This is a genomic window from Christiangramia oceanisediminis (assembly GCF_022570735.2).
GTDB lineage: Bacteria > Bacteroidota > Bacteroidia > Flavobacteriales > Flavobacteriaceae > Christiangramia > Christiangramia oceanisediminis.
Genome location: NZ_JANCNS010000001.1, coordinates 883,236 through 906,429 on the forward strand (window position 1 = coordinate 883,236; position 23,194 = coordinate 906,429).

At 41.1% G+C, this 23,194-nt stretch carries 16 protein-coding genes; 7 read left to right on the forward strand and 9 right to left on the reverse strand.

Annotated features, from left to right (window positions below; all coding sequences use genetic code 11):
- Positions 1 to 42: 42 nt before the first annotated feature.
- Complete coding sequence (locus MKO06_RS04020; protein WP_241549374.1) at positions 43 to 633, reverse strand: lipid-binding SYLF domain-containing protein; 591 nt, start codon at positions 631 to 633, stop codon at positions 43 to 45.
- Between the two features lie 287 nt (positions 634 to 920).
- Here MKO06_RS04020 and MKO06_RS04025 point away from each other — a divergent pair, with 287 nt between their 5' ends.
- Positions 921 to 2,153 carry a hypothetical protein gene (locus MKO06_RS04025; protein WP_241549375.1) on the forward strand — a complete coding sequence of 411 codons (1,233 nt, stop codon included), beginning with the start codon at positions 921 to 923 and terminating at the stop codon, positions 2,151 to 2,153.
- A 13-nt stretch (positions 2,154 to 2,166) separates the two neighbouring features.
- On the opposite strand, the gene MKO06_RS04030 is transcribed toward MKO06_RS04025, so the two are convergent.
- From MKO06_RS04030 to MKO06_RS04040, 3 genes are all read right to left on the reverse strand, one after another.
- Positions 2,167 to 2,373: a hypothetical protein gene (locus MKO06_RS04030; RefSeq protein WP_241549376.1), complete on the reverse strand. Its 207-nt coding sequence runs from the start codon at positions 2,371 to 2,373 to the stop codon at positions 2,167 to 2,169.
- A gap of 249 nt (positions 2,374 to 2,622) precedes the next feature.
- Entirely contained in the window at positions 2,623 to 4,554 is a 1,932-nt protein-coding gene (locus MKO06_RS04035; RefSeq protein ID WP_241549377.1) for a sialate O-acetylesterase, read from the reverse strand.
- 4 nt (positions 4,555 to 4,558) lie between these two features.
- Entirely contained in the window at positions 4,559 to 5,674 is a 1,116-nt protein-coding gene (locus MKO06_RS04040) for a glycoside hydrolase family 43 protein (protein ID WP_241549378.1), read from the reverse strand.
- Positions 5,675 to 5,952: 278 nt separating this feature from the next.
- On the opposite strand from MKO06_RS04040, the gene MKO06_RS04045 reads away from it, so the two are divergent.
- From MKO06_RS04045 to MKO06_RS04065, 5 genes are all read left to right on the forward strand, one after another.
- Positions 5,953 to 9,081, forward strand: coding sequence for a SusC/RagA family TonB-linked outer membrane protein (locus MKO06_RS04045; RefSeq protein WP_241549379.1), 3,129 nt, complete (start codon positions 5,953 to 5,955; stop codon positions 9,079 to 9,081).
- A 10-nt stretch (positions 9,082 to 9,091) separates the two neighbouring features.
- Positions 9,092 to 11,017 carry a RagB/SusD family nutrient uptake outer membrane protein gene (locus tag MKO06_RS04050; protein WP_241549380.1) on the forward strand — a complete coding sequence of 642 codons (1,926 nt, stop codon included), beginning with the start codon at positions 9,092 to 9,094 and terminating at the stop codon, positions 11,015 to 11,017.
- A gap of 171 nt (positions 11,018 to 11,188) precedes the next feature.
- On the forward strand, positions 11,189 to 12,991 hold the full coding sequence (locus tag MKO06_RS04055; RefSeq protein WP_241549381.1) for a carbamoyltransferase family protein: 1,803 nt from the start codon (positions 11,189 to 11,191) through the stop codon (positions 12,989 to 12,991).
- Positions 12,992 to 13,141 (forward strand): DUF5989 family protein, encoded by a 150-nt coding sequence (locus tag MKO06_RS04060; protein WP_241549382.1) that lies wholly within the window; start codon positions 12,992 to 12,994, stop codon positions 13,139 to 13,141.
- Positions 13,141 to 13,500, forward strand: a complete 360-nt coding sequence (locus MKO06_RS04065) for a hypothetical protein (RefSeq protein WP_241549383.1) — start codon at positions 13,141 to 13,143, stop codon at positions 13,498 to 13,500. Before MKO06_RS04060 ends, MKO06_RS04065 begins: the two co-directional genes overlap by 1 nt.
- Positions 13,501 to 13,512: 12 nt before the next feature.
- Here MKO06_RS04065 and MKO06_RS04070 read toward each other — a convergent pair whose 3' ends face one another.
- Complete coding sequence (locus MKO06_RS04070) at positions 13,513 to 15,156, reverse strand: SGNH/GDSL hydrolase family protein (RefSeq protein ID WP_241549384.1); 1,644 nt, start codon at positions 15,154 to 15,156, stop codon at positions 13,513 to 13,515.
- Positions 15,157 to 15,512: 356 nt separating this feature from the next.
- Between MKO06_RS04070 and MKO06_RS04075 the strand changes: the two genes are divergently transcribed.
- Positions 15,513 to 17,006: a carbohydrate binding domain-containing protein gene (locus MKO06_RS04075; protein WP_241549385.1), complete on the forward strand. Its 1,494-nt coding sequence runs from the start codon at positions 15,513 to 15,515 to the stop codon at positions 17,004 to 17,006.
- 429 nt (positions 17,007 to 17,435) lie between these two features.
- Here MKO06_RS04075 and MKO06_RS04080 read toward each other — a convergent pair whose 3' ends face one another.
- From MKO06_RS04080 to xylE, 4 genes are read right to left on the reverse strand one after another with little or no spacing between them, the layout of a single operon-like run.
- Positions 17,436 to 18,611 carry an endo-1,4-beta-xylanase gene (locus MKO06_RS04080; RefSeq protein ID WP_241549386.1) on the reverse strand — a complete coding sequence of 392 codons (1,176 nt, stop codon included), beginning with the start codon at positions 18,609 to 18,611 and terminating at the stop codon, positions 17,436 to 17,438.
- A gap of 24 nt (positions 18,612 to 18,635) precedes the next feature.
- Positions 18,636 to 19,949 carry a xylose isomerase gene (gene xylA, locus MKO06_RS04085; protein WP_241549387.1) on the reverse strand — a complete coding sequence of 438 codons (1,314 nt, stop codon included), beginning with the start codon at positions 19,947 to 19,949 and terminating at the stop codon, positions 18,636 to 18,638.
- 3 nt (positions 19,950 to 19,952) lie between these two features.
- Positions 19,953 to 21,449, reverse strand: a complete 1,497-nt coding sequence (locus MKO06_RS04090; protein WP_241549388.1) for a xylulokinase — start codon at positions 21,447 to 21,449, stop codon at positions 19,953 to 19,955.
- 8 nt (positions 21,450 to 21,457) lie between these two features.
- Positions 21,458 to 23,074 (reverse strand): D-xylose transporter XylE, encoded by a 1,617-nt coding sequence (xylE, locus tag MKO06_RS04095; RefSeq protein ID WP_241549389.1) that lies wholly within the window; start codon positions 23,072 to 23,074, stop codon positions 21,458 to 21,460.
- Positions 23,075 to 23,194: the final 120 nt, after the last annotated feature.

Here is a 23,194-nt window from a genome sequence, read left to right on the forward strand (position 1 = left end):
GCCGACCGAAGTCGGCTTTAGAAATATTATTTAATTTACTGATTATTTATTTTTCCAGTCGTCGGCATACTCAAATTTTTGTCCGCCTACAGATAGTTCTACCATCGCACCAGCTTTAGGCATAGTCGCAACGGCAATTCCATCCTGGAATCTGATACTTCTGGCTTCGCCCTGTTCAATGACTACCGCGGAAATGTTTCCGCCAATTTCAAAGTCACCACTCTTAAAGTCGTTCAAGGCAGCCTGGTTCTTGAAAAGGATCACCTGGCGAAAGGCCTGACCTCCAATTTGAAGGCCAATATCAATTTGCCTGAGTTCGGCAAAACCTACCAGTTCTCCCTGTTCATATACAACTCCGTTTCCGGCTGCTCCCCCAAGAATATAGGCACCTGAGCCCACATTTGGAAAAATGGCATAAGCGTAAGCCGATTGGAAAAGGTCCTCCAGTTCATCGTTCTTATCTTTGAAGATACTACGGGATTCCTTGGCATCTTCAATCAGCTCCGCTCTTTTATTGGAGTTATCATACGTCTCTTTCTCATCCCAGTCTTCATCATTCTGAGCCAGTACGCCCAAACCTGAAAACAGGAATACGATTACAAATACTGATACTAATCTGTTTTTGATCTTCATAACTACTGTTTTATTGGTTTATCCTTAATATAGCCAAAGACAGGGGCCTATTTTGTTAATCGCCTGTTATTTCACTACTTCTTAGCATTTTCATTAATGAATGTTAAAACCCGCAGACCAGACCTGGGATCATGAAATAATTCCACACTTTCTTTGGGTTTATCCACAAATAACACCTGCTTAGCAATCTCTGCAATTAGACTGTAAAATCAGTAAGCATAGGGCCTTAGAGTTACATCCAGGTTGGTAAGATCAGTCACGGAAGGGAAATTGCATAATGAAACGCGATGAATTGGATAAGCCCTGAAATCGACGTTTTAAATATCCTGGAGGCATTATGCCTGCTTCCGTTTATGTATATTATCAACCAGTACTTATTTAAGAAACTGAAAGAAAAGCATGATTTCTTTTCAACCAGATCAATGAACCTGCTTTTTATATACCACCTGGTATTCGCAGGGGTATATTACAGCTATGCATTGTTCAATCCTTCAGACTCCAAAAGATATTTTAGGGTTGTGAACAATACCGAAGAACCCTGGTTTCATTTTTTTAAGACCGAAACCTCGTTCATCGATTTCCTGTCCTATCCGTTCATTAAGTACTTCAACTTTTCTTATGAAATGATGATGCTGGGTTTTGCATGGCTTGGTTTTTTAGGCTTTGTATTCGCATACCTCTTCTTCAAGGAACATATTTCACTTAAAATAAAAATCTTTAAAAAGATCGATTTTTTATGGCTGATCCTTTTTCTACCCAATATGCACTTCTGGACGGCCTCGATAGGAAAGGGAGCACCTATATTTCTGGCGCTAATGTTATTCGCTTATTCGCTCCATAAACCAGGAAAAAGATGGAAAACCTTATTGGCAGGCGCCTTGCTGGTATTTGCCATAAGGCCTCATATGCTGCTTTTGATCATAATGGGTGCGGTGGCTGGCATCATGCTTTGTAAGCAAAGCCTGGATTGGAAAAAGAAGTCATTGGTAATTGCCTCGATAGGAAGCATTCTATTGATCTTTCATCAGCCAATATTAAAGGTGGTTGATCTTCATAATTCTACGAACCTGGTAAGTGATTTTCTTAGCTTTAGTGAACAAAGAGCTGAAAGCCTTTCTGATTCCGGTTCAGGTGTGAATATGGCCGAATACAGCCTGCCTGAAAAATTCTTTACCTTTTGGTTCAGGCCATTGTTCTTTGATGCGCCAGGATTGTTTGGAATTATCGTTTCGATCGAAAATTTTATCTACCTGCTTATTTTTGGAAAGATCTTAAGGCTGAAGTTCTTCCGGTTCCTGAAGTCGGCTCCTTTGCATGTAAAATCAAGCCTGGCATTGTTCCTTATTTCATCATTTGCCATGACCTTTATAATGTCTAACCTGGGGATCATTATCAGGCAGAAATCCATGATCATGTATTTTATGTTCTTCGTGGTATATTATTACCTGGGTCAGCAAAAGAGCATTTCCCAAAAACCCGAAGGGACAGGGAACATACATTCGCTTCCGAAAGCTGCCTAATTCATCTTAAGAGCTAAAATGGATTGGGTGGAGCTGAATCCACCACCTCAATACTGTTAATTCCAGGGCTTACCTCAAGAGGCAGCACATAGGTTTTGGAAGTAATTATGAACACCAGGAATGCAATTCCGGCTACGAAAAAAAGTTTCAGCAAAAAATGCAGAATAGCATATTTGAAATCTCTTTCAATGCTTCTGGCTGGGGCAGTAGCAAGTCTCATAAAGCATGGTTTTACGGCGGTCTTGGGGGATGCCGGGGGTTAAAAAAACCAGCATAAGCAGGTAAATTAATGTGATTTGGGCACTTGCAAATTACTCAAAATCAGCACCCTGAAACGGATTGGTTATAAATACTTATTAACCAAAATATTAACAATAGTTTCGTCTTTCAATAAAAAAACCTTCCACCCCAGGAAGGCAGAAGGCTTTTTAAATACACTTAAAACTATTTTTCTATAATCTTAATCTGGTTATTCCCAGTCGTCGGTCCTGAAAGGTGAAGCGGGTAAACCTTCCTTGTTATACAGGTTCGCCTCATCCGGATTATCGGCCCAGGCATATCTTACCGCAACAGGATTTTCGACCTCAGAACTATGTACGATTATTTTATCCCCAACAATTTGAGCGTCAGCCCAAACAAAATTTTTATCGGCACCGGCAATTGCAAATTCTTTAAGAATACTTCCATTCCTAATCTGCAGCCCCGAGCCTATATTTTTAAAGTTGATCACCACAGAGTCTCCTTTAATTTGATAGGATTCCATAATTGGTCCGCCAGGGATCACGTCTTCCCCATAAGCAACCTTATAGGCTGCCAGCGCCAGGCGCTCACCAACATCTTTTTTATTTAAGGGATGTATATCATTCCATTCCCCAATATCAATGGCAACGGCCATCCCGGTAGCCGGTACTTCCAGACTTTTCATTTGAGCCTCCCTCAGGCGGGCCCAGTTACTATCTGTAGGTTCATCTTGGGACTCCATGAAATTAGCCAGCTGAACAAATAAAAACGGAAAATTTTCAGGCTCCTGATCCCATTTCTCCCGCCAGTCGTTTATCATATCACTGAACATAGCCTTATACTTTCCAGGTTCGCCTGTATTGGATTCTCCCTGATACCAGATAACACCTTTAATTGAATAATTCAAAAGAGGATGAATCATTGCATTATAAAGTCCTTGCGGCTTCCACCTGTAAAAGGTTTGCGGCTGCAGGGTTTCAGCTTTCGCACCCAGCCTGTATTTCCATTTTCCCTTGAGATCCAGGCTTGAATCATCTCCAAACCGAAGTTCGTAAGGCTTGTCTGTGATAAATCCTCCAGGACCTCTTTCGTTCAGGATCTTAATACTTATGGTGTTTTCTCCCGCCTTTAGAATTCCCCGCGGAATGGTATATCTTCGTGGTGGATACTTATAAGTGGTATTTCCAACGAATTCTCCATTTACGAATACTGAATCTGCATCAACGATATTGCCCAAGAGCAAACCTGCCTCTTTTTGACTGTAACTCTCGTCTAACTCGAAACTTTTCCGAAACCAAACGATCCCATTAATATCACCCAGAACAGATTCGTTCCAGAATGAAGGGACCTGCATGCTCTGCCAACTGGAATCATCGATTTCTTTCGACTTCCAGTTCGATTTGAGTCCGAGATCACGGGAATTTACATCGGCATACCAGTTCCTGATCCGTTCCTGGTCCAGGTTTTCAAGGCTGTCTATCACTCCTTCCGGACTTAGTCTTTCAACTTCAGCCAGATACTCCGGGTACTTCGCCAGGGCATCTTCACTCAGCCAGGATTGAACCGGGGAACCTCCCAGGGCAGAATTAATAAGACCTATAGGAATATCATATTTTTGATGGATCTCCTTTCCGAAGAAATAAGAAACGGCCGAAAAATCACTTATGTTTTCCCTGTTAACAGCCTTCCAGCTACCTCCGGAAAGCATAGTTCTCTCACCGGTAAGATCGTATTCTTTCGGAACTTCGAAATATCGGATTTCCGGATTGTTTGCTGAATCAATTTCATCTGGATAAAGAGGTGACACGCGGGACATGGTAGTTTCCATGTTTGACTGTCCGGAACAAATCCAAACATCTCCAACATAGACTTCTTTTAGCTCGATGGAATTTTCCCCATCCAGATTCATGGTAAACGGGCCGCCTGGCTTCAGGTTTTTAAACTGAAATTTCCAATCTCCTTCTTCAGTGGTCACAGTTCCCATTTCCTGGCCCTGGAAAGAGATCTGAATCTTTTCACCGGGCGAGGCCCAACCCCAGATGGTTACTTCCGCATCCCGTTGAAGAACCATACCGTCGCTTACCAGTTTTGGCAGGCTTATCTGGCATGATCCTTCTACACTGAATACTAAAAAAAGCAGTATTCCTAAAAAATACTTCATTCGATTATTGCAGACTATCGTTCTCTACCATGGCATTCATTGTCTTAATGCTTCCGTCCTCATTGAACTCAAGCGGAGCCATTTTTATGCTTCTTAAATAGGTTTTTCCGCCTGAAAGAGAACTATCGTGGAAAAATAAATACCACTTTCCTTCAAATTCAACGATAGAATGATGGTTGGTCCAGCCAAGAACGGGCTCAAGGATCACTCCCTGATACGTGAACGGGCCATAAGGACTATCGCCGGTAGCATATACAATATTATGAGTATCGCCGGTAGAATAGGAAAGATAATACTTGTCATTCATTTTATGTATCCATGCCGCCTCGAAGAACCTGCGGTCATTATCACCAACAGTAAGTTCCTCGCCGTTCTCATCCAGTATTTTGATGTCTCTTGGTGCTTCGGCCAGGCTGGTCATATCATCACCAAGCTTCGCAACTTTTGGTCGAACCGCAGCAGCAGTATCAGCCGGATAGGTGTCTTCTTCGCGATATTCTCCATCCTGCCAGCGTTGAAGCTGGCCACCCCAGATCCCTCCGAAATAAAGGTAATACTCATTATCTGAGTCTTTAAAGACTGCCGGATCTATACTAAATGTATTTTCAATTGGCTCTGGCATTGCTTTAAAAGGTCCAGCCGGATTATCTGCCACGGCAACCCCAATTCTAAATACATCTTCCTTATCCTTGGCTGGAAAATATAAATAATACTTTCCGTCTTTTTCAGCCGCATCAGGTGCCCACATTTGCCTTTCCGCCCAGGGCACATCTTCGACATCCAGCACTACCCCATGATCTGTAACCTCTCCGCCTACACTATCCATTGAATAAACATGATAATCCTTCATGTTAAAATGATTCCCTAGATCATCTTCAGGTACTCCCGAATCAAAATCGTGACTAGGATAAATATAAATTTTACCATTGAATACATGAGCAGAAGGGTCGGCCGTAAAATTATCGGTCACCAATGGCTCTGCATCAATCTTAACTGGAGCATTACTTGTATCCTTAGTACTAATTTCTTCGTTTTCCTGTTTATTTTTTTTGTCGCCATTACATGCGATTAAAAGGATGGCCATTGTGAGTGGTGCCATCTTCCCAAGTAAATTTTTCATAAAATTTTAGGTTTAACTACTGGTTAGAAAAGCTAAAAATAGAAAAAAGTTTAATCAATCGTATTCGTTAAAAAATAAATATCTCAAACCCCTCAATAATAAAAGATTAAAAAAGGAGATTATGTTAAATTTAAAAAAATATTAATATTTCTTACGCAACCGATTGCGTCATATTAGATTTTAACTATATTTATCATATGTAAAAATTAATAATGCTTTTTTTAATTATTCCATAATTAGATCAAGTTTTAATTATTAACTAACTAATTCACTTTAATATGAAACAAACACGAACACTAAAATTACAGTGGAGAAATTTATTATTTCTGTTAACAATTTTTAGTGGCTTTATTGCAAACGCACAAAATGAAACAACAGTTTCCGGTATTGTACGTGACAACACCGGTCCTTTGCCTGGAGTTACTGTAATCGTGCAAGGTACGAGTAACGGAACTACTACGAATTTCGACGGAGAATACACTTTAAATAATGTTCCTTCCAATGCTACTCTTGAATTTAGTTTCATGGGTTTCGAAACTCAGGAAATTCAAGTTAATGGTCGTAACGAAATCGATATAGTGATGAGCGAAGATGCCCAGGCGCTAGATGAAGTTGTGGTAATTGGGTATGGTACACAAAACAGGGAGGCTGTTACAGGTTCTGTTGTTTCAGTAGACGGTGAAGACTTAAATGAGGTGAAAACAGCAAACTTCCAGGAAGCTCTTATCGGTAGAGCAGCCGGGGTTAATATATCAACAAACAGTACCAGGCCTGGAGCATCCCCTCAGGTTCGTATTCGTGGTACAAGATCGCTTTCCGGTAACAATGATCCTTTAGTGGTACTTAATGGTATTCCTTTTTCCGGTGGTTTAAGCGATATAAGCCCTAATGACATTGAAAGTATTGACATCCTTAAAGATGCATCGGCAACTGCCATTTATGGATCGAGAGGTGCGAACGGTGTAATTCTTATCACAACCAAAACAGGAAGGGAAGGGCAAAAAGCTACTTTTTCATATAATACTTACTATGCTATAAAGGAGGTTTTTAACAAATATCCTTTAATGAATGCCGCGCAATTGATTCAATTACGTGCCGATGTAGCGGCCCATCCAAACCAGGGAGGAACTCCTATTTATGGTTTAGGTGGAGATGAGGCTCTTTCAAATGATACTGACTGGCAGGACCTTCTATATGGTCCGGGTCTTCAAACCACACACGATTTTAGCGTTCAGGGTGGTTCTGAGCAAGGTTCCTATAATATGGGGCTTGGATATTTCAAAGAAACCTCTGTTGTACCAGAGGATACCTTCGAGAGATATTCTCTACGTGCTCAAATCGACCAGGAAGTGGGTTCTCTTTTCCGTTTTGGTTTAAATTCGGTAACCAACTTCAATAAAGCGAGCAGTATTGTAGGAATTGGCGGGGTATTAACCGCTTCCCCATTATTGAGTCCTTATGATGAAAATGGGAATTTCCTGGAGTCTGTACGTCGTCAAACACAAGCCGATAACCTTTGGATCCCTACACGTAACGAAATTGAGCGCGTAGGCGATGGCAGAAAAAACCAGCAGCTGGATTTTGGTTCTTATAACAACATTTACGGGGAAGTGAAGATTCCATGGGTTGAAGGATTAAAATATCGAATGAACCTTGGTTTAAACTTTAGAAATAGCAGAGACGGTAATTTCACAGGTCAGGGTGTATTTAACTACAATGAATCTAACCCCTCAAATGCTAGCTACAACAGCTCTATAACCAGAGATTATGTAGTTGAAAATCAAATCCTATATGATAGAACTTTTGCAGATAAGCATAAGGTCAATTTTGTAGGACTATTTTCAGCTCAACATACCGAATTTGACAATGTAGGTATATCAGCGCAGAATATTCCAGATGAAACCTCTTTATGGTATAACATTGATTCTGCTCTTTTAGAGGATATTACAGGTTATGGAACTGGATATTCTGCTACAGGTTTACTATCTTATATGGGTAGGGTATTGTACCAGTATGACAATCGCTATTTGATGACGGCAACATTGCGTGCCGATGGTTCGTCAAGATTGGCACCAGGTAATAAATGGGTAACTTATCCTGCGGTGTCTTTAGGTTGGAATATTGCTAATGAAGCCTTCATGGAAAATTCAGATTGGGTAAACTTACTAAAATTACGTGCGGGTTACGGTGAAACCTCTAACCAGGCGATAGCACCTTATTCTGTACAGGGTAGATTAGGAACTATTAACTACAACTTTGGAAATACCTTTGCTACTGGTTATTTCGTGAACCAGCTACCTAACCCTAACCTGGGCTGGGAATTTTCAGAAACCTATAACTATGGTCTTGACTTTGGATTCTTCAATAATCGCCTTTCCGGTACGTTTGAATATTATATTACCCAAACCAATGATATCCTTTATACGCTGGGACTTCCTTCTACCTCAGGAGTTGGTAACGTAACCAGCAATATTGGCGCCACAGAAAACAAGGGATTTGAAGTATCTCTTAACGGTGTTATCCTTGAAAATCCAGATGGATTCACATGGACTGCAGGCTTTAACGTTTATAGCAATCAAAACGAGATCACCTCTCTTGCATCAGGACAGTTAAGAGATGAAGGAAACCTATGGTTTGTGGGCTCACCTATCAATGTGATCTTTGATTATGATAATATAGGTCTGTGGAATGAATCTGATGAAGGTTTTGAGTACTTACAACAATACGAACCTGGAGGAAGTGCACCTGGGATGATACGAGTAAGATATACCGGTGAATTTAACGAAGATGGGTCTCCGGTAAGAGCTATAGGTGCTGATGACAGAATCATCATAGACCCTACACCTGATTTCCAGGGTGGTTTTAATACCAGATTGTCGTACAAGAATTTAGATTTAAATGTAGTTGGTTCCTTCCAGAAAGGCGGTACCCTGGTTAGTACACTGTACTCTTCAAGCGGTTACCTGAACTTATTAACCGGTAGACAGAACAACGTTGATGTGGATTACTGGACACCAGAAAATACAGGTGCAAGGTATCCTGCTCCCGGAGGAATCCAGAGTGGTGACAACCAAAAATACGCGAGTACGCTTGGTTACTTCGATGCCTCTTATTTAAAGGTACGATCCCTGACTTTAGGGTATAATTTAGATAGAGATCTAACCAGATCTATAGGATTGGAAAGATTGAGAGTCTATGCATCTGCACAGAATCCATTCGTATTCTTTTCACCTTTCCATGATGAATCAGGTCTGGATCCAGAAATCACAAACTCTGGCGTGGATGGAAATGGAAATCGTCAAAACACAGCGGTAAATACAACCAATGTTTCTAGGGGTATACCAACCATTGGAACCAATGTACCCTCAACACGAAATTATTTGCTAGGACTAAACGTTTCTTTTTAAAAAAAAAATTATGAGAAAAAATAAATTTAAAATTATACCAATAGCAGTTTTCTCAATGATATTGGTATTCGGACTAAAATCATGTTCGGAGGACATTTTACAGGAAAAACCAAGGGGCGTTTTTACCCCTGAGTTTTTCACTACAGAACTCGGTGTGCAGGGAGGATTGACTTACCTGTACCAGAATATGAGAAACCTATTTGGTTTCGCATATTATCTAAACCTTACGGAAACAGGTACTGACGAATACGTGGCTGCGCAAAGTGCCGATAACAACTTCTATGATTTCGATCTGGCTGGACAGGGAAATTTAAGTTCAGAAAGTGGTTTTTCTGTGGGAGTTGTTTGGGGGAACGCCTTCCCGGCAATCAACACCGCCAACGGAATTATAGAGAATGCCGAGGCTGTAGGTCTTGACAACTCGCTCATTGCTGAGGCAAGGTTTTTCAGAGCTTTCAATTATTTCTTATTAGTTCAAACTTATGGTGGTGTACCACTGGATTTAGGTTCAGGTGAACTGGCATTTAACAATTCTGCTGTAAGAACATCAGTACGAAATACAGTTCCTGAGGTTTATACCAAGGCAATAATTCCAGATCTGGAACAGGCCGTAAGCGATTTACCTGATAATCCAAGGTTAACTGGTGCCGTAACCAAGAATGTGGCCAGGCTGTTCTTATCAAAGGCATACTTAACCTATGCCTGGTGGTTAGAGAATCCAAATAACATCCCTACCTACCCTGAAGCTCCACGAACCGATCCTGCCGGAAATGATTCACAATATTACTTCCAGCAAGCTTATAATATGGCGATTGATGGAATTGAGAATCCTGGACCATACAGGTTACTGGACTGCTTTTATGATGTACATGTAGCCACTAATGACCGTCACGCAGAAATGTTGTTGTATTCTGACCGTACTGAAGAAAGCCAGCTATACAATGGAGCCGATCTGGGATGGAGCGGTACAGATGGTAGTGCGAACACTGCCGTTTGGATGGTTACCCCTAATTACACCACCATTAGTGTAGACGGTGTTGCAGCCGTACAAAGAGAGGCTGCTCAAAGTTACGGTAGACCCTGGACTCGTATGGCCCCTCCTATTGGTGTATTAACAGAGACCTTTGAGGAAAAAGAACTTGACTCCCGTTACGATGCTACCTTTGTTACCAGCTATAGAGGAAACTGGGATAAGGGAGGTGATACAACACCAACTCTTACAGCAGCGAACGGAATGGAAATAGCACCAGGAGATAAGGTAGTCTCATTCCTGGATGAACATAGTGATGCAGTTGTTTATGTGAACGGAGGAAATATTGGAGGTGGAGAAATTCCTGGCAGATCAGACTATGTAATTAACCCAGATGAGATCAACAGGAGATTCTACCCGGGTCTATGGAAATTAGGAACTTATCGTACAGATAATGCGGGTGGTTTAGGCTCTCCAAATGGTGCGCTTACAAGACCTTTCCCAATTGCCAAATTTTCTGAATTCTACTTCGTAGCTGCTGAAGCTGCTGTAAAAGGAGCCTCAGGAAGTTATTCGGCCTATGACCTGATCAATGTTATTCGTGCACGTGCTGGTAAGTGGTGTTACGATAACGGTGAGCAGGAAGTACGTATAGAGGATAACAGTGCGGCGATGATCGCAGCAACTCCAACTGAAATTGATATCGACTATATCCTTGCGGAACGCTCGCGTGAATACTTTGGTGAAGGTTATCGCTGGTATGACCTGGTGCGTACCCAGAAATGGGAAGAACTGGCAGGTTCTTACTTAATTGGTGGTAATGATGCAACTGATCATAGCCCAACAGTAACCACCAGAACCATCGAACCTTACCATTATTTAAGACCAATACCACGAGGACAAATAGACGATCTGGATATGTCTGAAGCTGAAAAAGCAGCTTATCAGAACCCCGGATATCAATAGGATCTGAGAAGAAATTGAATAGATTTGATTTGAATTAGTTTAAAATCGGATTCGTATTAAGAGGCTGTTAGGCAACTATTCAGCCTCTTTTTTTTGGTCATGAATAAAGATAAGACCCAGCGTGACGTTTCAATTTCAATTCATTAATCTTAATTGAATACCTTTATTTGAATGAAAGTACTTGGCATTTCTGCATATTACCATGATTCGGCAGCTGCTGTTATCATGGACGGAAAGGTTTTATACGCCGCTCAGGAGGAACGCTTCACAAGAATCAAGAATGATGCTTCGTTTCCTGAACAGGCTATCAAATTCTGCCTGCTTGAATCGGGTTTTGATATTGCTGAAATAGAGGTCATCGCATTTTATGACAAACCCTTTCTAAAATTTGAAAGACTCCTGGAAACCTATTATGCATTTGCGCCAAAAGGTTTTAAATCATTCGTAAAAGCCATGCCTGTATGGCTTAAGGAAAAGCTTTTTATCAAACAGTTTATAAGAAAGCGGTTAAAACAACTGTACGACAATTCGGATATCTCCAAAATCGAAATAGTTTTTCCCGAACATCATTTATCTCATATCGCCAGCGCTTTCTATACCTCAGCCTTTAGCAAAAGTGCTTTCCTGACCGTTGATGGCGTAGGTGAATGGACCACCACCTCCTACGGAATGGCTTGTGGTGAAAAGGGAATTGAGATCATGGGGGAGCTCCAGTTTCCTGATTCAATAGGCTTACTTTATTCTTCGTTCACCTATTTCCTGGGATTCGAGGTAAATAAAGGGGAATATAAAATGATGGGACTCGCGCCCTATAGTCATATCGGGTCCAGTAGAGTTCAGCAATTTATAGACCTGATAAAGGAAAAACTGGTAGATATCAGGGAGGACGGATCGATTAAATTAAATTCCGCTTTTTTTGAATTTCCCGTTGGTTTGAGAATGGTAGATCCAAAAAAATGGGAAAGCTTATTCGAAATTAAAAAGAGAGAGAACGATGACAGCCTGGAGCAGGTTCATGCAGACCTGGCCCTTGCCGCTCAGAAGGTCCTGGAAGAAATATTGATCAGGATGATAAAACACGTGAAACATCAAACCAATGCCGAATTTCTTTGCCTGGCCGGCGGTGTGGCCCTTAACTGCGTGGCCAACTCAGCCATCTTTGATCAAAACATTTTCAGGGATATCCATATACAACCGGCTGCCGGAGATGCTGGCGGGGCGATAGGTTCTGCACTTATCGCGAATTACCTAAAAACTGGCCAGAGGTTTAAAGGCCTTGAACAGCCTTTCGATAATTATTTAGGTCCGGAATATTCAAATCAGGAGATCGAGAGGATGTTAAGAAAGCACCAATGTGAGTATGAGTATTTCGAATCTTCAGAAGACCTGTATCAAACAACCGCCCGGTACATTTCCAACAAAAAAGTAGTGGGATGGTTCAGCGGCAGAACCGAGTTTGGACCAAGAGCCCTTGGCAACAGAAGTATCCTGGCAGATGCAGGCGACCCAGAAATGCAGTCTAAACTGAACCTGAAAATCAAATTCAGGGAGAGCTTCAGACCTTTTGCACCAGCGGTTTGTGAAGAAGATTACAGCAGCTATTTTGAACCTGGAAAGCAATCATATTATATGTTGTTTACCAATCAGCTTAAACAATCATTAAGAAACGAGCTGCCAGATGATTTTGAAACGCTTAGTATAGAAGAGAAACGAAATTTTGTTAAGTCGTCGCTCCCGGCGGTTACTCATACCGATTTTTCAGCACGAGTACAGGTCGTAAAAAAGACCATTAATCCCCGATTCTGGAATTTAATACAGGCCTATAAAAAACTTACTGGCAGGGCTGTGATCATCAATACCAGTTTCAACGTAAAAGATGAACCAATAGTTAACACTCCGGAAAATGCCTATCTTTGTTTTATGAATTCAGGAATGGATATACTGGTGATAGAAAACTATTTAATCAAAAAGTAGATGGAGTTTATAAGAGAGTTTTTCCTGTTTTTAAAAGAACGAAAGAAGTGGTGGTTAATACCGCTTATTTTGATCTTTGTTATCTTTGGAGGTCTTATCTTCTTAACTAATGGTTCTGCATTAGCACCCTTTATCTATAGTCTTTTCTAGTGAAGAAGGAAAAAGCTTTCGAAACCATAATTATCCTGGCCCTTGCAGGGCTTATTGGCTTTCTCATCTATGAAAGCACCTGGCTAATCTACCTATCTATTGCATTGCTGGCAATTCCGGTACTTTCAGTAAAGCTTTGCCTATTCATTGCCAAAATCTGGTTTGGCTTTTCAGATTATTTAGGTTTGATAATGAACTATATTATCATGTTCATTTGCTTTTATCTTTTCCTGGTTCCCTTAGCTTCCCTGCAAAAGCTCTTTGGAAAGAACCAGATTTTAAAAAAGCAGGAAGGCGATTCCTATTTCATTAAAAGAGATCATCTATTTACAAGTGAAGATATTGATAAGCCCTGGTAAAGCAGTGTACTTTTACTTAAGCTGGTCCCTTTTTCTATAATAGAATCGGGCACACTCGGGATCATTCATTTCCTTACACATATTCCCGGCCATCTCGTAAACCCTGTGTTGTTCTGGAAATTCTGAAATAAGGGATTGTGCGACACGAAGGGCATTTTCAAAATCACCTCTGTTCTTATAGGTATGATAGGCCTGCCTCATCACATCTTCCCATTGTTCCTTTCCAGAATATAGCCCGATTGCCTTTTTTTCCTCAAAAGTAGGATTCTGAAGCTGATGATAACCTCTTACCACATTCTTACCAGACATGTCCAGAACATAAGGCCAGGATCGTTTAAGATCCTCTACGATCATTTTCCCGCGTATGGAATCTATCTGCGTTATTGGGATATTACTGAAGGCCTCTTCATAGGAAATAAAATTTTTCCAATCGTCTAAAAGGTCCAATTCCCTGGTTTTATTATACAGAGCATCAGCAATGATAAAATTACCCTTCACATTGGGATGAACATGTTCCGTCAACAATTCATTGTCAAGGAATCCACTTTGTGATCTGGATTCAAAGATATTTGCGGCATCCACTAAATACACGTTTTCATTTTCAGCCAATTCGATAATGATCTCGTTAATTCTCTCTGGTGCTCTAAACCTCAGCAGATCTAATTCTTTCGCGATATGGAAATATTTCCTTGCTGAATCCTTTTGCACTTCCAGATAATATTGCCCCAGTTGATAGGCGGCTTTCGCATTTTTCCTGGCAATTCCTGAAGCAGCATTCACATCCTTTTCCAGGAGTGACTCAAATTCGGCTTCATCTAACTCATCACTTACAAATGGTGGGATATCTTTTTTATTAGATACAAGCGTGGATATAACAACCGGAATATCATGATCCTGATATTTGGAGAGGAGTTTTTGCAGATTGCTCTCAAATTGATCGATCCCGGCCTGGTAAACTTTTGAATTATAAGGGATCTGTTGTTCCCTGGCCATTACCTCCATCAGGGTAGTCTCACCCACTTTATAACCTACGTCATTCGTAGGCCCAAATAAATCGGCGGCTGTATTTTCTAATAACTGGAAAACACGCAGGTCTTTCAGTTTTAAATAGCTTCGAACCAGGAAGGGATGATTTCCTATAAAAACCGCGGAACCCGCTCCCAGGGCACCGTAATATTCATTATGCCCGGCATATATTACCACAAGATCTGGATCCTGTTCAATTATTTCATCTGCCAGGTCCCAAAGGGTATAGGAGTTTACCGCCGTGATGCCGGTATTTATTACTTCGATGTTTTTATCGGGAAAAGTAAGGGCAAGTCTGTGTTTCAATAACCTCGGAAAGGATCCGTTTTTATAAAAAGGAAAACCAACCACGGTAGAGGCGCCCTGGACAAAAACCCTGAAAGTACTATCTGTTTTGTGTTTAAGGAACAGATCTGATTGATTATCGGCCCGAAATCCCGTATCCCGAAAGTATTTTTTTGAAATACCTGAATTCATCACGTAATATTCGGTTTGATTTTCAGAGACCACCTTGTGAAAAAGCTCATATCGTTCCCCATAGCCAAAAATCCTGAGCATTACTTCAAGCAACAGAATTATAATAAACGGGAAACTAATCGCAATAAGCTTAAAGGCTGTTTTCTTGTTCAAAAGCAATAACTATTTAAAAGGTCAATTCTTACGACCAGATATTCAGGTAAGACAAAAATAAAAATTACATCCATTGCGGAGCGGTATTAATCAGGTTTAATAAATACTTTCATTTCATCACCTTCGGTTGTACTTTTTAAAATAAACCAGACCTTTTTCAGAATAAATAACGAATGGAGATCAGATTCTTAAATCCATGTTTATAGAGATTAAAAGCAACAGGATTTTTTAGAATATAACCCGCCTCTTACCTATCCTAAATTCAGGGAATAAAAATTTACGCAATCGATTGAGTAATAAAATATATTACATATATTTACTATGCTAACTAATGAATTAAAGTTATGTTAAAATCAATGAGAATTGTAAGCTTATTTTTGGCGTTTTTCGCTCTTATTTTCGCAACAAGTTGTTCTACAGATGATTCCGATATTCCGGAAGTAGTAATTAATAGTGTAGCTCCTGATGTGATTTATCCTGGTGACCAGGTACAATTACAGGGAGAAAATTTTAATGAAGTCCTGTTCGTGTTCCTGGATAGAGATCAAATTCCTTTCCAGTTAGATAATGATATCATAACGGTGACAATCCCTACTTCAGGAGGAAGTATTGGGGAAAAAACCCTTACCCTGGTTATGCCCGACGGTTATACCGTTACCAGGCAAATGACCATAGTTCCGAGACCTGTTCCAATCATCGAAGCACTGTCACCCAGTGCAGCGCAGGAAGGTGAAGAAGTGAGGATCATAGGAACCTCTCTGGATAATCTACAGGCAGCATATATAGGTGACATAGAAGCAAGTGTTGTTTCATCTACTTCTACAGAATTGGTATTGACCGTTCCTTCGGGTCTTCAGGCAAATGTTCCGGCCCAAATTAGAATAGTTACAAATGGCGGGGAAGCGACTTCCTCTGGAAACTTTTATGTTGGTGATAATTTGCTTGTCAATGGAGATTTAGAATCCGGTGATGGAGACGAGTTTTCCAATTGGGGCAAATGGAATGGTGGTGAAGGATTAACTGCTACCACTGCTCAGGGTGAGGCCTATTTTGGCAGGTCCCTACGTGCGGTAGCTGTTGGTGGAGATGCCTGGAGAACTCAATTTGTGAGTGATCCTGTTGCTACTGAAATAGGTATGGAATACACCCTGTCTATTTGGATAAAGGCTGCACCGGGTCCAGGTAACGGCGGAAACATAAGATTCTCAACAAATCCAAATGCACTTTATAGCGGCAATTACAACATTACTAACGAGTGGCAGCAAATTGAATGGACATTTACGGCAAATTCTGAACAAACTAGGGCTGTACTGGATTTAGGCGCAGTTGCCAATGCTACTTATTATGTTGATAATATTACCCTGGTTGCTACCGAATTAGGCGGACCTCAACCTACAGATCTGTTACTTAATGGCGGATTTGAAGAAGGAGACGGGGATGATTTTACTAACTGGAGCAAACTAAATGGAGCTGACCTATTAACCGCCAGTACTGATGAAGTGCGTAGTGGCAGTAGAGCCTTAAGAGCTGAAGCTGCCGGAGGCAATCCCTGGAACACGCAAATAGCAAGTGACCCTGTCCCAACCCAAAATGGTGTAGAATATACTGCAAGCTTATGGATTAAGGCCGGGAATGGCGTGGCTAATGGAGGTATTATAAGAATGTCTACAAATGGAAATGGAGACGCTCAATACCAGGCAGATGTTACTGTGACCAATGAGTGGCAAAAAGTTGAATGGCAAATAACAGCAAATAGTTCAGAGACTGGTATTGTCCTTGATCTGGGAACCACTGAAGGGGCGGTTTATTTCATAGATGATGTAAGTTTTATCGAGCCGCCACAGGAATAAGAGTATTCAAATATATCTTTATAAAGGCCATCATTTGATGGCCTTTTTTTATGCTGGTAAGCCCGGTTCTTTGATTCACATAATAGTTCTTAGGTATTGTCACTGGGAGCGCGGGTTTAAGTAGAAATATCAGGTATTCCCCGTTATTCTGAGCTAGTGGGAACTTCATATTTAATTAAAGAATTGGATCATATCTTCTTTGAAAGGAAGGGGTTTTTAAATAAAACAGGGTTTTATGCAGAGTCAAGGAAAGACCTGGCAATTCCTGCGTAGACAGGACTTAAATCAATTTGCTTCAAGACTGTTCTCTTTAAGGAAACATAAAAGACCTTAGGATATTCACGAATTTAGTCTTACTCAAAATTCTTATGTATAAAAAATCCCACTCGAAGAGCGGGATTTTTAAATAATGTGAATCTCGGGATTTAGTTAAGGTGCTGTACCCTGTAAACCCTGTACCAACCCCCGGTGAGCGATTTTAGTTTCAAAATCATTATTGTATAACAACGGCCAGTCATTCCCATTATCATACAGCCAGCTATCATTGTCTCTAAACCCCCAAATGGTTAATCCATATTGCTGATCTTCGGGAACTTTTGTGACATAATGATAGGCGGCACGTTGATATTGCTCTTCCTGGGTCTGTGCACGTTCTACAGTGAATTCCGAAATATCATCGTTATAATTCACTTTAACGTCCAATTCTGATATATGCACTAATAGACCTGTTGCCGCGACCTGTTCAATAGCTGTGGGAAGATCATCAACCGGCCAGTTGTGATTCAGGTGCATCTGCATTCCTATACCATCAATGGGTACATCATTATTTATGAAATTATTCACCATACCGAGAATCAAATTCCTTTTAGAGGTATCCCCAGCTATATTGTAATCGTTATAAAAGAGCTTAACATCTGGATCGGCCTCACGAGCCCAGGTAAAAAGTTTGGCAGCATAATCGTCACCCATTCTTTCACGGAAAAGCGTATTCCTGAGAGATGAACCGTCCCAGACTTCGTTCACAACATCCCAGCCTGCAACAACAGAGACTTCCTCCCCATCATAGGTCATGGTCTCCTGGGCAAAATGAGAAACCGTTGCTTTAACATAATCCTCGATTAGAGTTTCAAATTCTTCATCTGTACCATCAAAATTTTCGAGCCAGGAGGGAATTGATGCATGCCATACAAGTGTATGCCCGTGAACCCTAAGGCCATTTGCTTTTGCATAGTCTATGATGGCATCACCGTCACTGAAATCATAATTTCCCGGTCCCCTATAAATATTAGCCATCTTCATATCGTTTTCTGCCGTGATACTATTGTATTCCCGGTTTAAAACTTCCCTGAAGGTTTGATTTGCGGCACTTCCTGAAGCCAGTTTCGATGCTGAAACGATGTTTCCAATTGGAAAATCAACAACTTCCTTTAGATCTGAAGCAGCAGTATAGGTAAAGGGGTCTTCAGCGTCGCCATCACCACCATCATCACCATTACCGCCATCTACAGGGTCTGTGGGACCGCCTACTTTGGGGCCTCCGTCATCATCGGTACTGCATCCTGTTACTACCAACAGAATAATAAGCATTCTAAAAACCTTTTTCATGGCTAATAAATTTTGAATCTAAGATTAGTATGAATTAGCTATGATCTGTTCAAACAATTCCTGTTTGCCGCTTACCTGTTTAGGTTCTCCATTCTTACGTGCGATTTCGCTAAGTTGCTCCAGGGAAAGGTCTCCATTTTCGAATTTGGCCCCATTCCCACTATCATAAGAAGCATAGCGTTCTTTTCTTAATTTGCGATAATCTGTATTTTCAAGGATCTCATTGGCACAAATAAGTCCTCTGGCAAATACGTCCATTCCGGCGATATGAGCGATGAACTTGTCTTCAAGATCGGTTGAATTCCTTCTAACCTTGGCGTCAAAATTGATTCCACCACCCTGGATTCCTCCTCCTTCTAAAATAACCAGCATGGCTTCGGTTATTTCAAAAAGATCGATAGGAAACTGGTCTGTATCCCAGCCATTCTGGTAATCTCCACGGTTAGCATCAATACTTCCCAGCATTCCGGAATCTACCGCTACTTGTAATTCATGCTGGAAAGTGTGTCCTGCAAGCGTAGCGTGATTTACCTCGATATTCAGTTTAAAGTCGTCCTGAAGTCCATATTTTTCAATAAATGCAAGTGAAGTCGCAGCATCGTAATCGTATTGATGTTTCATAGGCTCCATAGGCTTAGGCTCGATCAAGAAATTACCCTTGAAACCATTTTTACGCGCATAATCCTTACAGGTGTGCAGAAAACGAGCCAGGTGCTCCTGCTCTCTTTTCATATCGGTATTCAAAAGGCTCATATAACCTTCTCTACCTCCCCAGAAAACATAATTTTCGCCTCCAAGGGCTATGGTTGCATCCAGAGCGATCTTAGCCTGACCACCTGCATAAGCAAGAACATCAAAATTAGGATTGGTGGCAGCACCATTCATATACCTTTTATTGCTGAAAAGGTTAGAAGTTCCCCATAAAAGTTTAATGCCGCTTTCCTGCTGTTTCTTTTTGGCATATTCTACCATGGTTTGGATACGCTGTTCGAATTCTGCAAGCGTAGGAGCTTCATCAACCACATCTACATCATGAAAACAATAATATGGCATTCCAAGTTTAGTCATGAATTCAAAGGCGGCATCCATTTTATCCTTTGCTCTTTCTATAGGATCTTCTTTTTTATCCCATTCAAAAACCTCGGTTCCAGGACCAAACGGATCTGCTCCGGTATTGTTAAAAGTATGCCAGTAGGCAGTTGCAAACCGAAGATGTTCCTTCAGCGTTTTACCAGCAACCTTCCTGTTTTCGTCATACCATTTAAACGCCAAGGGATTTTTACTATCTCTTCCCTCATACTTGATCGTGTCGATACTCTTAAAAAATTTAGAATCCATAATTTAATCTTTTTCAATTTTAATATTCTCTTTCCATTTTTCGTAAATCTCCTGGTACTGTGCCGTCATATTTTTTTCAGGCTCCAGGTTCTCGAGGATTTCCAGTTCCCCAAAAGCCTCGTCAAGACTGTTATAATAGCCATATCCATACGCTGCTCCCCTGGCTGCTCCTTCAGCCCCTGAAGTTTCATATAGCTGAAGCTGTGCCTGGGTTGTATTGCAAAAAATTTCCCTGAAGACAGGGCTAAGGAAAAGATTTCCTTTTCCGGCACGAACCATATCTCCTGAAGTACCCAGGGTTTTAATTACGTCGAAGCCGTAATTCATCGCGAAAACGATTCCCTCACAGGCTGAACGTATAAGGTGAGCCGGGCTATGTATATTGAAATTGAGGTTTTCAATACCCGAATTCACACCTCTGTTATTAAAAATTCTTTCCGCTCCATTCCCAAAAGGATAGAATCTAAGCCCTTCACTTCCCGGATTCACCTTTGCTGCCTCTTCATTAAGAACGTCGTATGAAAGCAGTTCTTTTCTTCCCAGGGAGATCGTTTTTCTGAGCCATTGGTATAGGATCCCGGAGCCGTTGATGATTCCAAGAATTCCATTTCTCTTGGCTTCTTCAGAATCGTTTACATGCAGAAAGGTATTCACACGACTTTGTTCATCGTACATATCCTTATCGGTCACCGCATAGATCACGGCAGAAGTTCCGGCTGTGGTGGCAATTTCTCCTGGTTTCAGAACATTGAGCGAAAGGGCATTATTTGGTTGGTCTCCCGCTCTGTAGGTGACCAAAGCTTCCGGATAAAGGCCCAGTTCTGAAGCTACCTTAGGATCCAATTTGGCCTGTTTGGCAAAACTTGGGACGATCTCTGGAATAAGGTCTTCTGAAAGTTCCATTTTTTCCAGCACTTCACTAGCTATTTTTCCTTTCGGAAAATCCCACAAAGCAGCTTCTGAAAGACCAGATGCAGTCGTTTGTGCGATTCCTGTTAGTTTAGCAGCGATAAAGTCACCCGGCAGCATCATATACCTGGCTTTGGCATAGATCTCCGGCTCGTTCTCTTTCACCCATTTAAGTTTGGAAGCCGTAAAATTTCCAGGGCTACCGAGAATTTGCTTCTGACAGTTTTCTTTTCCTATTCTTTCAAAAGCCTGATTTCCTATCGAAACCGCCCGGCTGTCACACCAGATAATTGAAGGCCTAAGTGGAACCAGGTTCTCATCTGTTAGAACCAGGCCATGCATCTGGTAGGCGATCCCGATTCCGTTGATCTTTTTCAGGTCTATTTGATGAGCCGTTTTAAGTTTCCCGAGTCCTTTCTTTACATAGTCCCACCAAAGCCCGGGTGATTGTTCTGCCCAACCAAACTTTGGAGCCTCCATTTTCATTTCGGTCTCCGGTACAGTCACCCCAGCTATAACTTTTCCTTTTCCCGCATCCAGGACCGAAAGTTTAATTGAAGAGCTGCCTAAATCTATTCCTAAAAAATACATGCAGTTAATTATTGTAATTTATCTTTTGAACTCCATAGCAGTTCCATTTCCTCAAGGGTCTTTTCCTTGGTTTCAGGCACAAATTTCCAGATAAAGATCCCGGAAAGAATGGCCATAATTCCGTAGATCCAGTATGAAAAGCCGTGATTAAATGTCTCAATCAATGCCTCGTTGTTGTTCATCATAGGGAAGGTCCATGATACGGCAAGGTTGGCCAGCCATTGCACTGCAACTGCCACTGCCATTACCCCTTTTATCTTGTTAGGGAAAATTTCTGAAAGTAACACCCAGGTAACCGGCCCCCAGGACATTGCAAATGCAGCTATATACAATAACATCATTAGCAAAGAAGGCAACCCATCTACCTGCAGGTATAAGGTGAAGCCAAGGCCTATCATACTAATTGCCATCACAGCACTACCAATCATCATCAATTTCTTCCTTCCAAAATTATCCACTGTAAAGATGGCAAGGACAGTAAAGAGCATATTTATGGCTCCCACAATTATGGTTTGAAGCATGGAAGCATCGGTTTCCATACCCATTCCCTTAAAGATCTCCGGAGCGTAGTAAAGCACTACATTGATACCTACGAACTGTTGGAAAACTGAAAGTAAAATCCCGATGATCACTATGGTCCAGCCAAAAGATAACCATGGAGCTTTGGTCTTGTTAAAAGATGCCTTGATTTCAGCCAGGATCTCTGAAGCTTTTTGAGGTCCGTTGAGCTTTGATAAAACTTTTATAGCATCATCCTCTCTTCCCTTCATGGTTTGAAAACGTGGTGTCTTCGGAACGAAAAGAAGGAACAGAAGAAATAGCGAGGCTGGTATAGCTTCAGAAAGGAACATATACCTCCACCCGGTCTCATTGATCCAGATTTCAGTTTGACCTTTCACAATAAAATAATTTACAAAGTAAACGATGAGCATCCCGGTAACTATCGCAAACTGATTACAGGAGACCAGCATACCCCTGATCTTGGCCGGAGCCATTTCAGCGATATATAATGGCGCCAGCATACTGGCCAGTCCTACCCCAATCCCACCTATTATTCTGTAAATAATAAAAGAAGTAAGGGTGTTGGTTTGAAAGATGTTCATGAATTCGGGATAGGATGACCCACAGGCCGATACCAGGAAAAGAAAGGCGGCCAGGATCAGGCCATTTCGCCTACCAATTGAGTTAGCCGTCTTATCGCCTAATGATGCGCCGATAATACAGCCTACAAGGGCGCTACTTACCATAAATCCAAGAATTGAATTACGCAAATTCTCGGTTAGAACACCTGGTAGAGTTAAAAACTGGAAATAATAGATCACCCCACCTAAAAGCAGGATAATACCGATAATGGTATAGGCTTTAGAACGTTTGAAAAATTTAAGCACAAACGAGCCAAATAGTATTCCAACAGCCAGTATACACAAACTAATAATGAGCTTAAACTGGAAAATTGTACTGGAAGCCAGGGCGTCATTATTTTCCAGGGTGGTAATAAAATAAGTTTCCAAAGCACCCACAGCTCCGGAAATAACAGCGGTATCATACCCAAAAAGCAGCCCTCCAAGGCTGGCGACGGCGGTAATCAAATACACTGTCTTTCGATTAATTTTAGCTTTATACATTATTAAATTTTTAGGCTTATGGTTTTTATGACTACAAGTTTAATTATTAATTTTTAGATTAGCAATTTACTAGCAGAATATATACGAATATCATAAAGATAAACCTGAGTAATTTAGTAT

Coding starts and splice junctions, on each gene's coding strand:
- MKO06_RS04055 (WP_241549381.1), top strand. CDS start 11,189: ATGAAAGTACTTGGCATTTCTGCATATTACCATGATTCGGCAGCTGCT.
- MKO06_RS04020 (WP_241549374.1), bottom strand. CDS start 633: ATGAAGATCAAAAACAGATTAGTATCAGTATTTGTAATCGTATTCCTG.
- MKO06_RS04040 (WP_241549378.1), bottom strand. CDS start 5,674: ATGAAAAATTTACTTGGGAAGATGGCACCACTCACAATGGCCATCCTT.
- MKO06_RS04090 (WP_241549388.1), bottom strand. CDS start 21,449: ATGTATTTTTTAGGAATAGATTTAGGCAGCTCTTCAATTAAACTTTCG.
- MKO06_RS04050 (WP_241549380.1), top strand. CDS start 9,092: ATGAGAAAAAATAAATTTAAAATTATACCAATAGCAGTTTTCTCAATG.
- MKO06_RS04025 (WP_241549375.1), top strand. CDS start 921: ATGAATTGGATAAGCCCTGAAATCGACGTTTTAAATATCCTGGAGGCA.
- MKO06_RS04035 (WP_241549377.1), bottom strand. CDS start 4,554: ATGAAGTATTTTTTAGGAATACTGCTTTTTTTAGTATTCAGTGTAGAA.
- MKO06_RS04075 (WP_241549385.1), top strand. CDS start 15,513: ATGAGAATTGTAAGCTTATTTTTGGCGTTTTTCGCTCTTATTTTCGCA.
- MKO06_RS04045 (WP_241549379.1), top strand. CDS start 5,953: ATGAAACAAACACGAACACTAAAATTACAGTGGAGAAATTTATTATTT.
- MKO06_RS04080 (WP_241549386.1), bottom strand. CDS start 18,611: ATGAAAAAGGTTTTTAGAATGCTTATTATTCTGTTGGTAGTAACAGGA.
- MKO06_RS04030 (WP_241549376.1), bottom strand. CDS start 2,373: ATGAGACTTGCTACTGCCCCAGCCAGAAGCATTGAAAGAGATTTCAAA.
- MKO06_RS04060 (WP_241549382.1), top strand. CDS start 12,992: ATGGAGTTTATAAGAGAGTTTTTCCTGTTTTTAAAAGAACGAAAGAAG.
- xylA (WP_241549387.1), bottom strand. CDS start 19,949: ATGGATTCTAAATTTTTTAAGAGTATCGACACGATCAAGTATGAGGGA.
- xylE (WP_241549389.1), bottom strand. CDS start 23,074: ATGTATAAAGCTAAAATTAATCGAAAGACAGTGTATTTGATTACCGCC.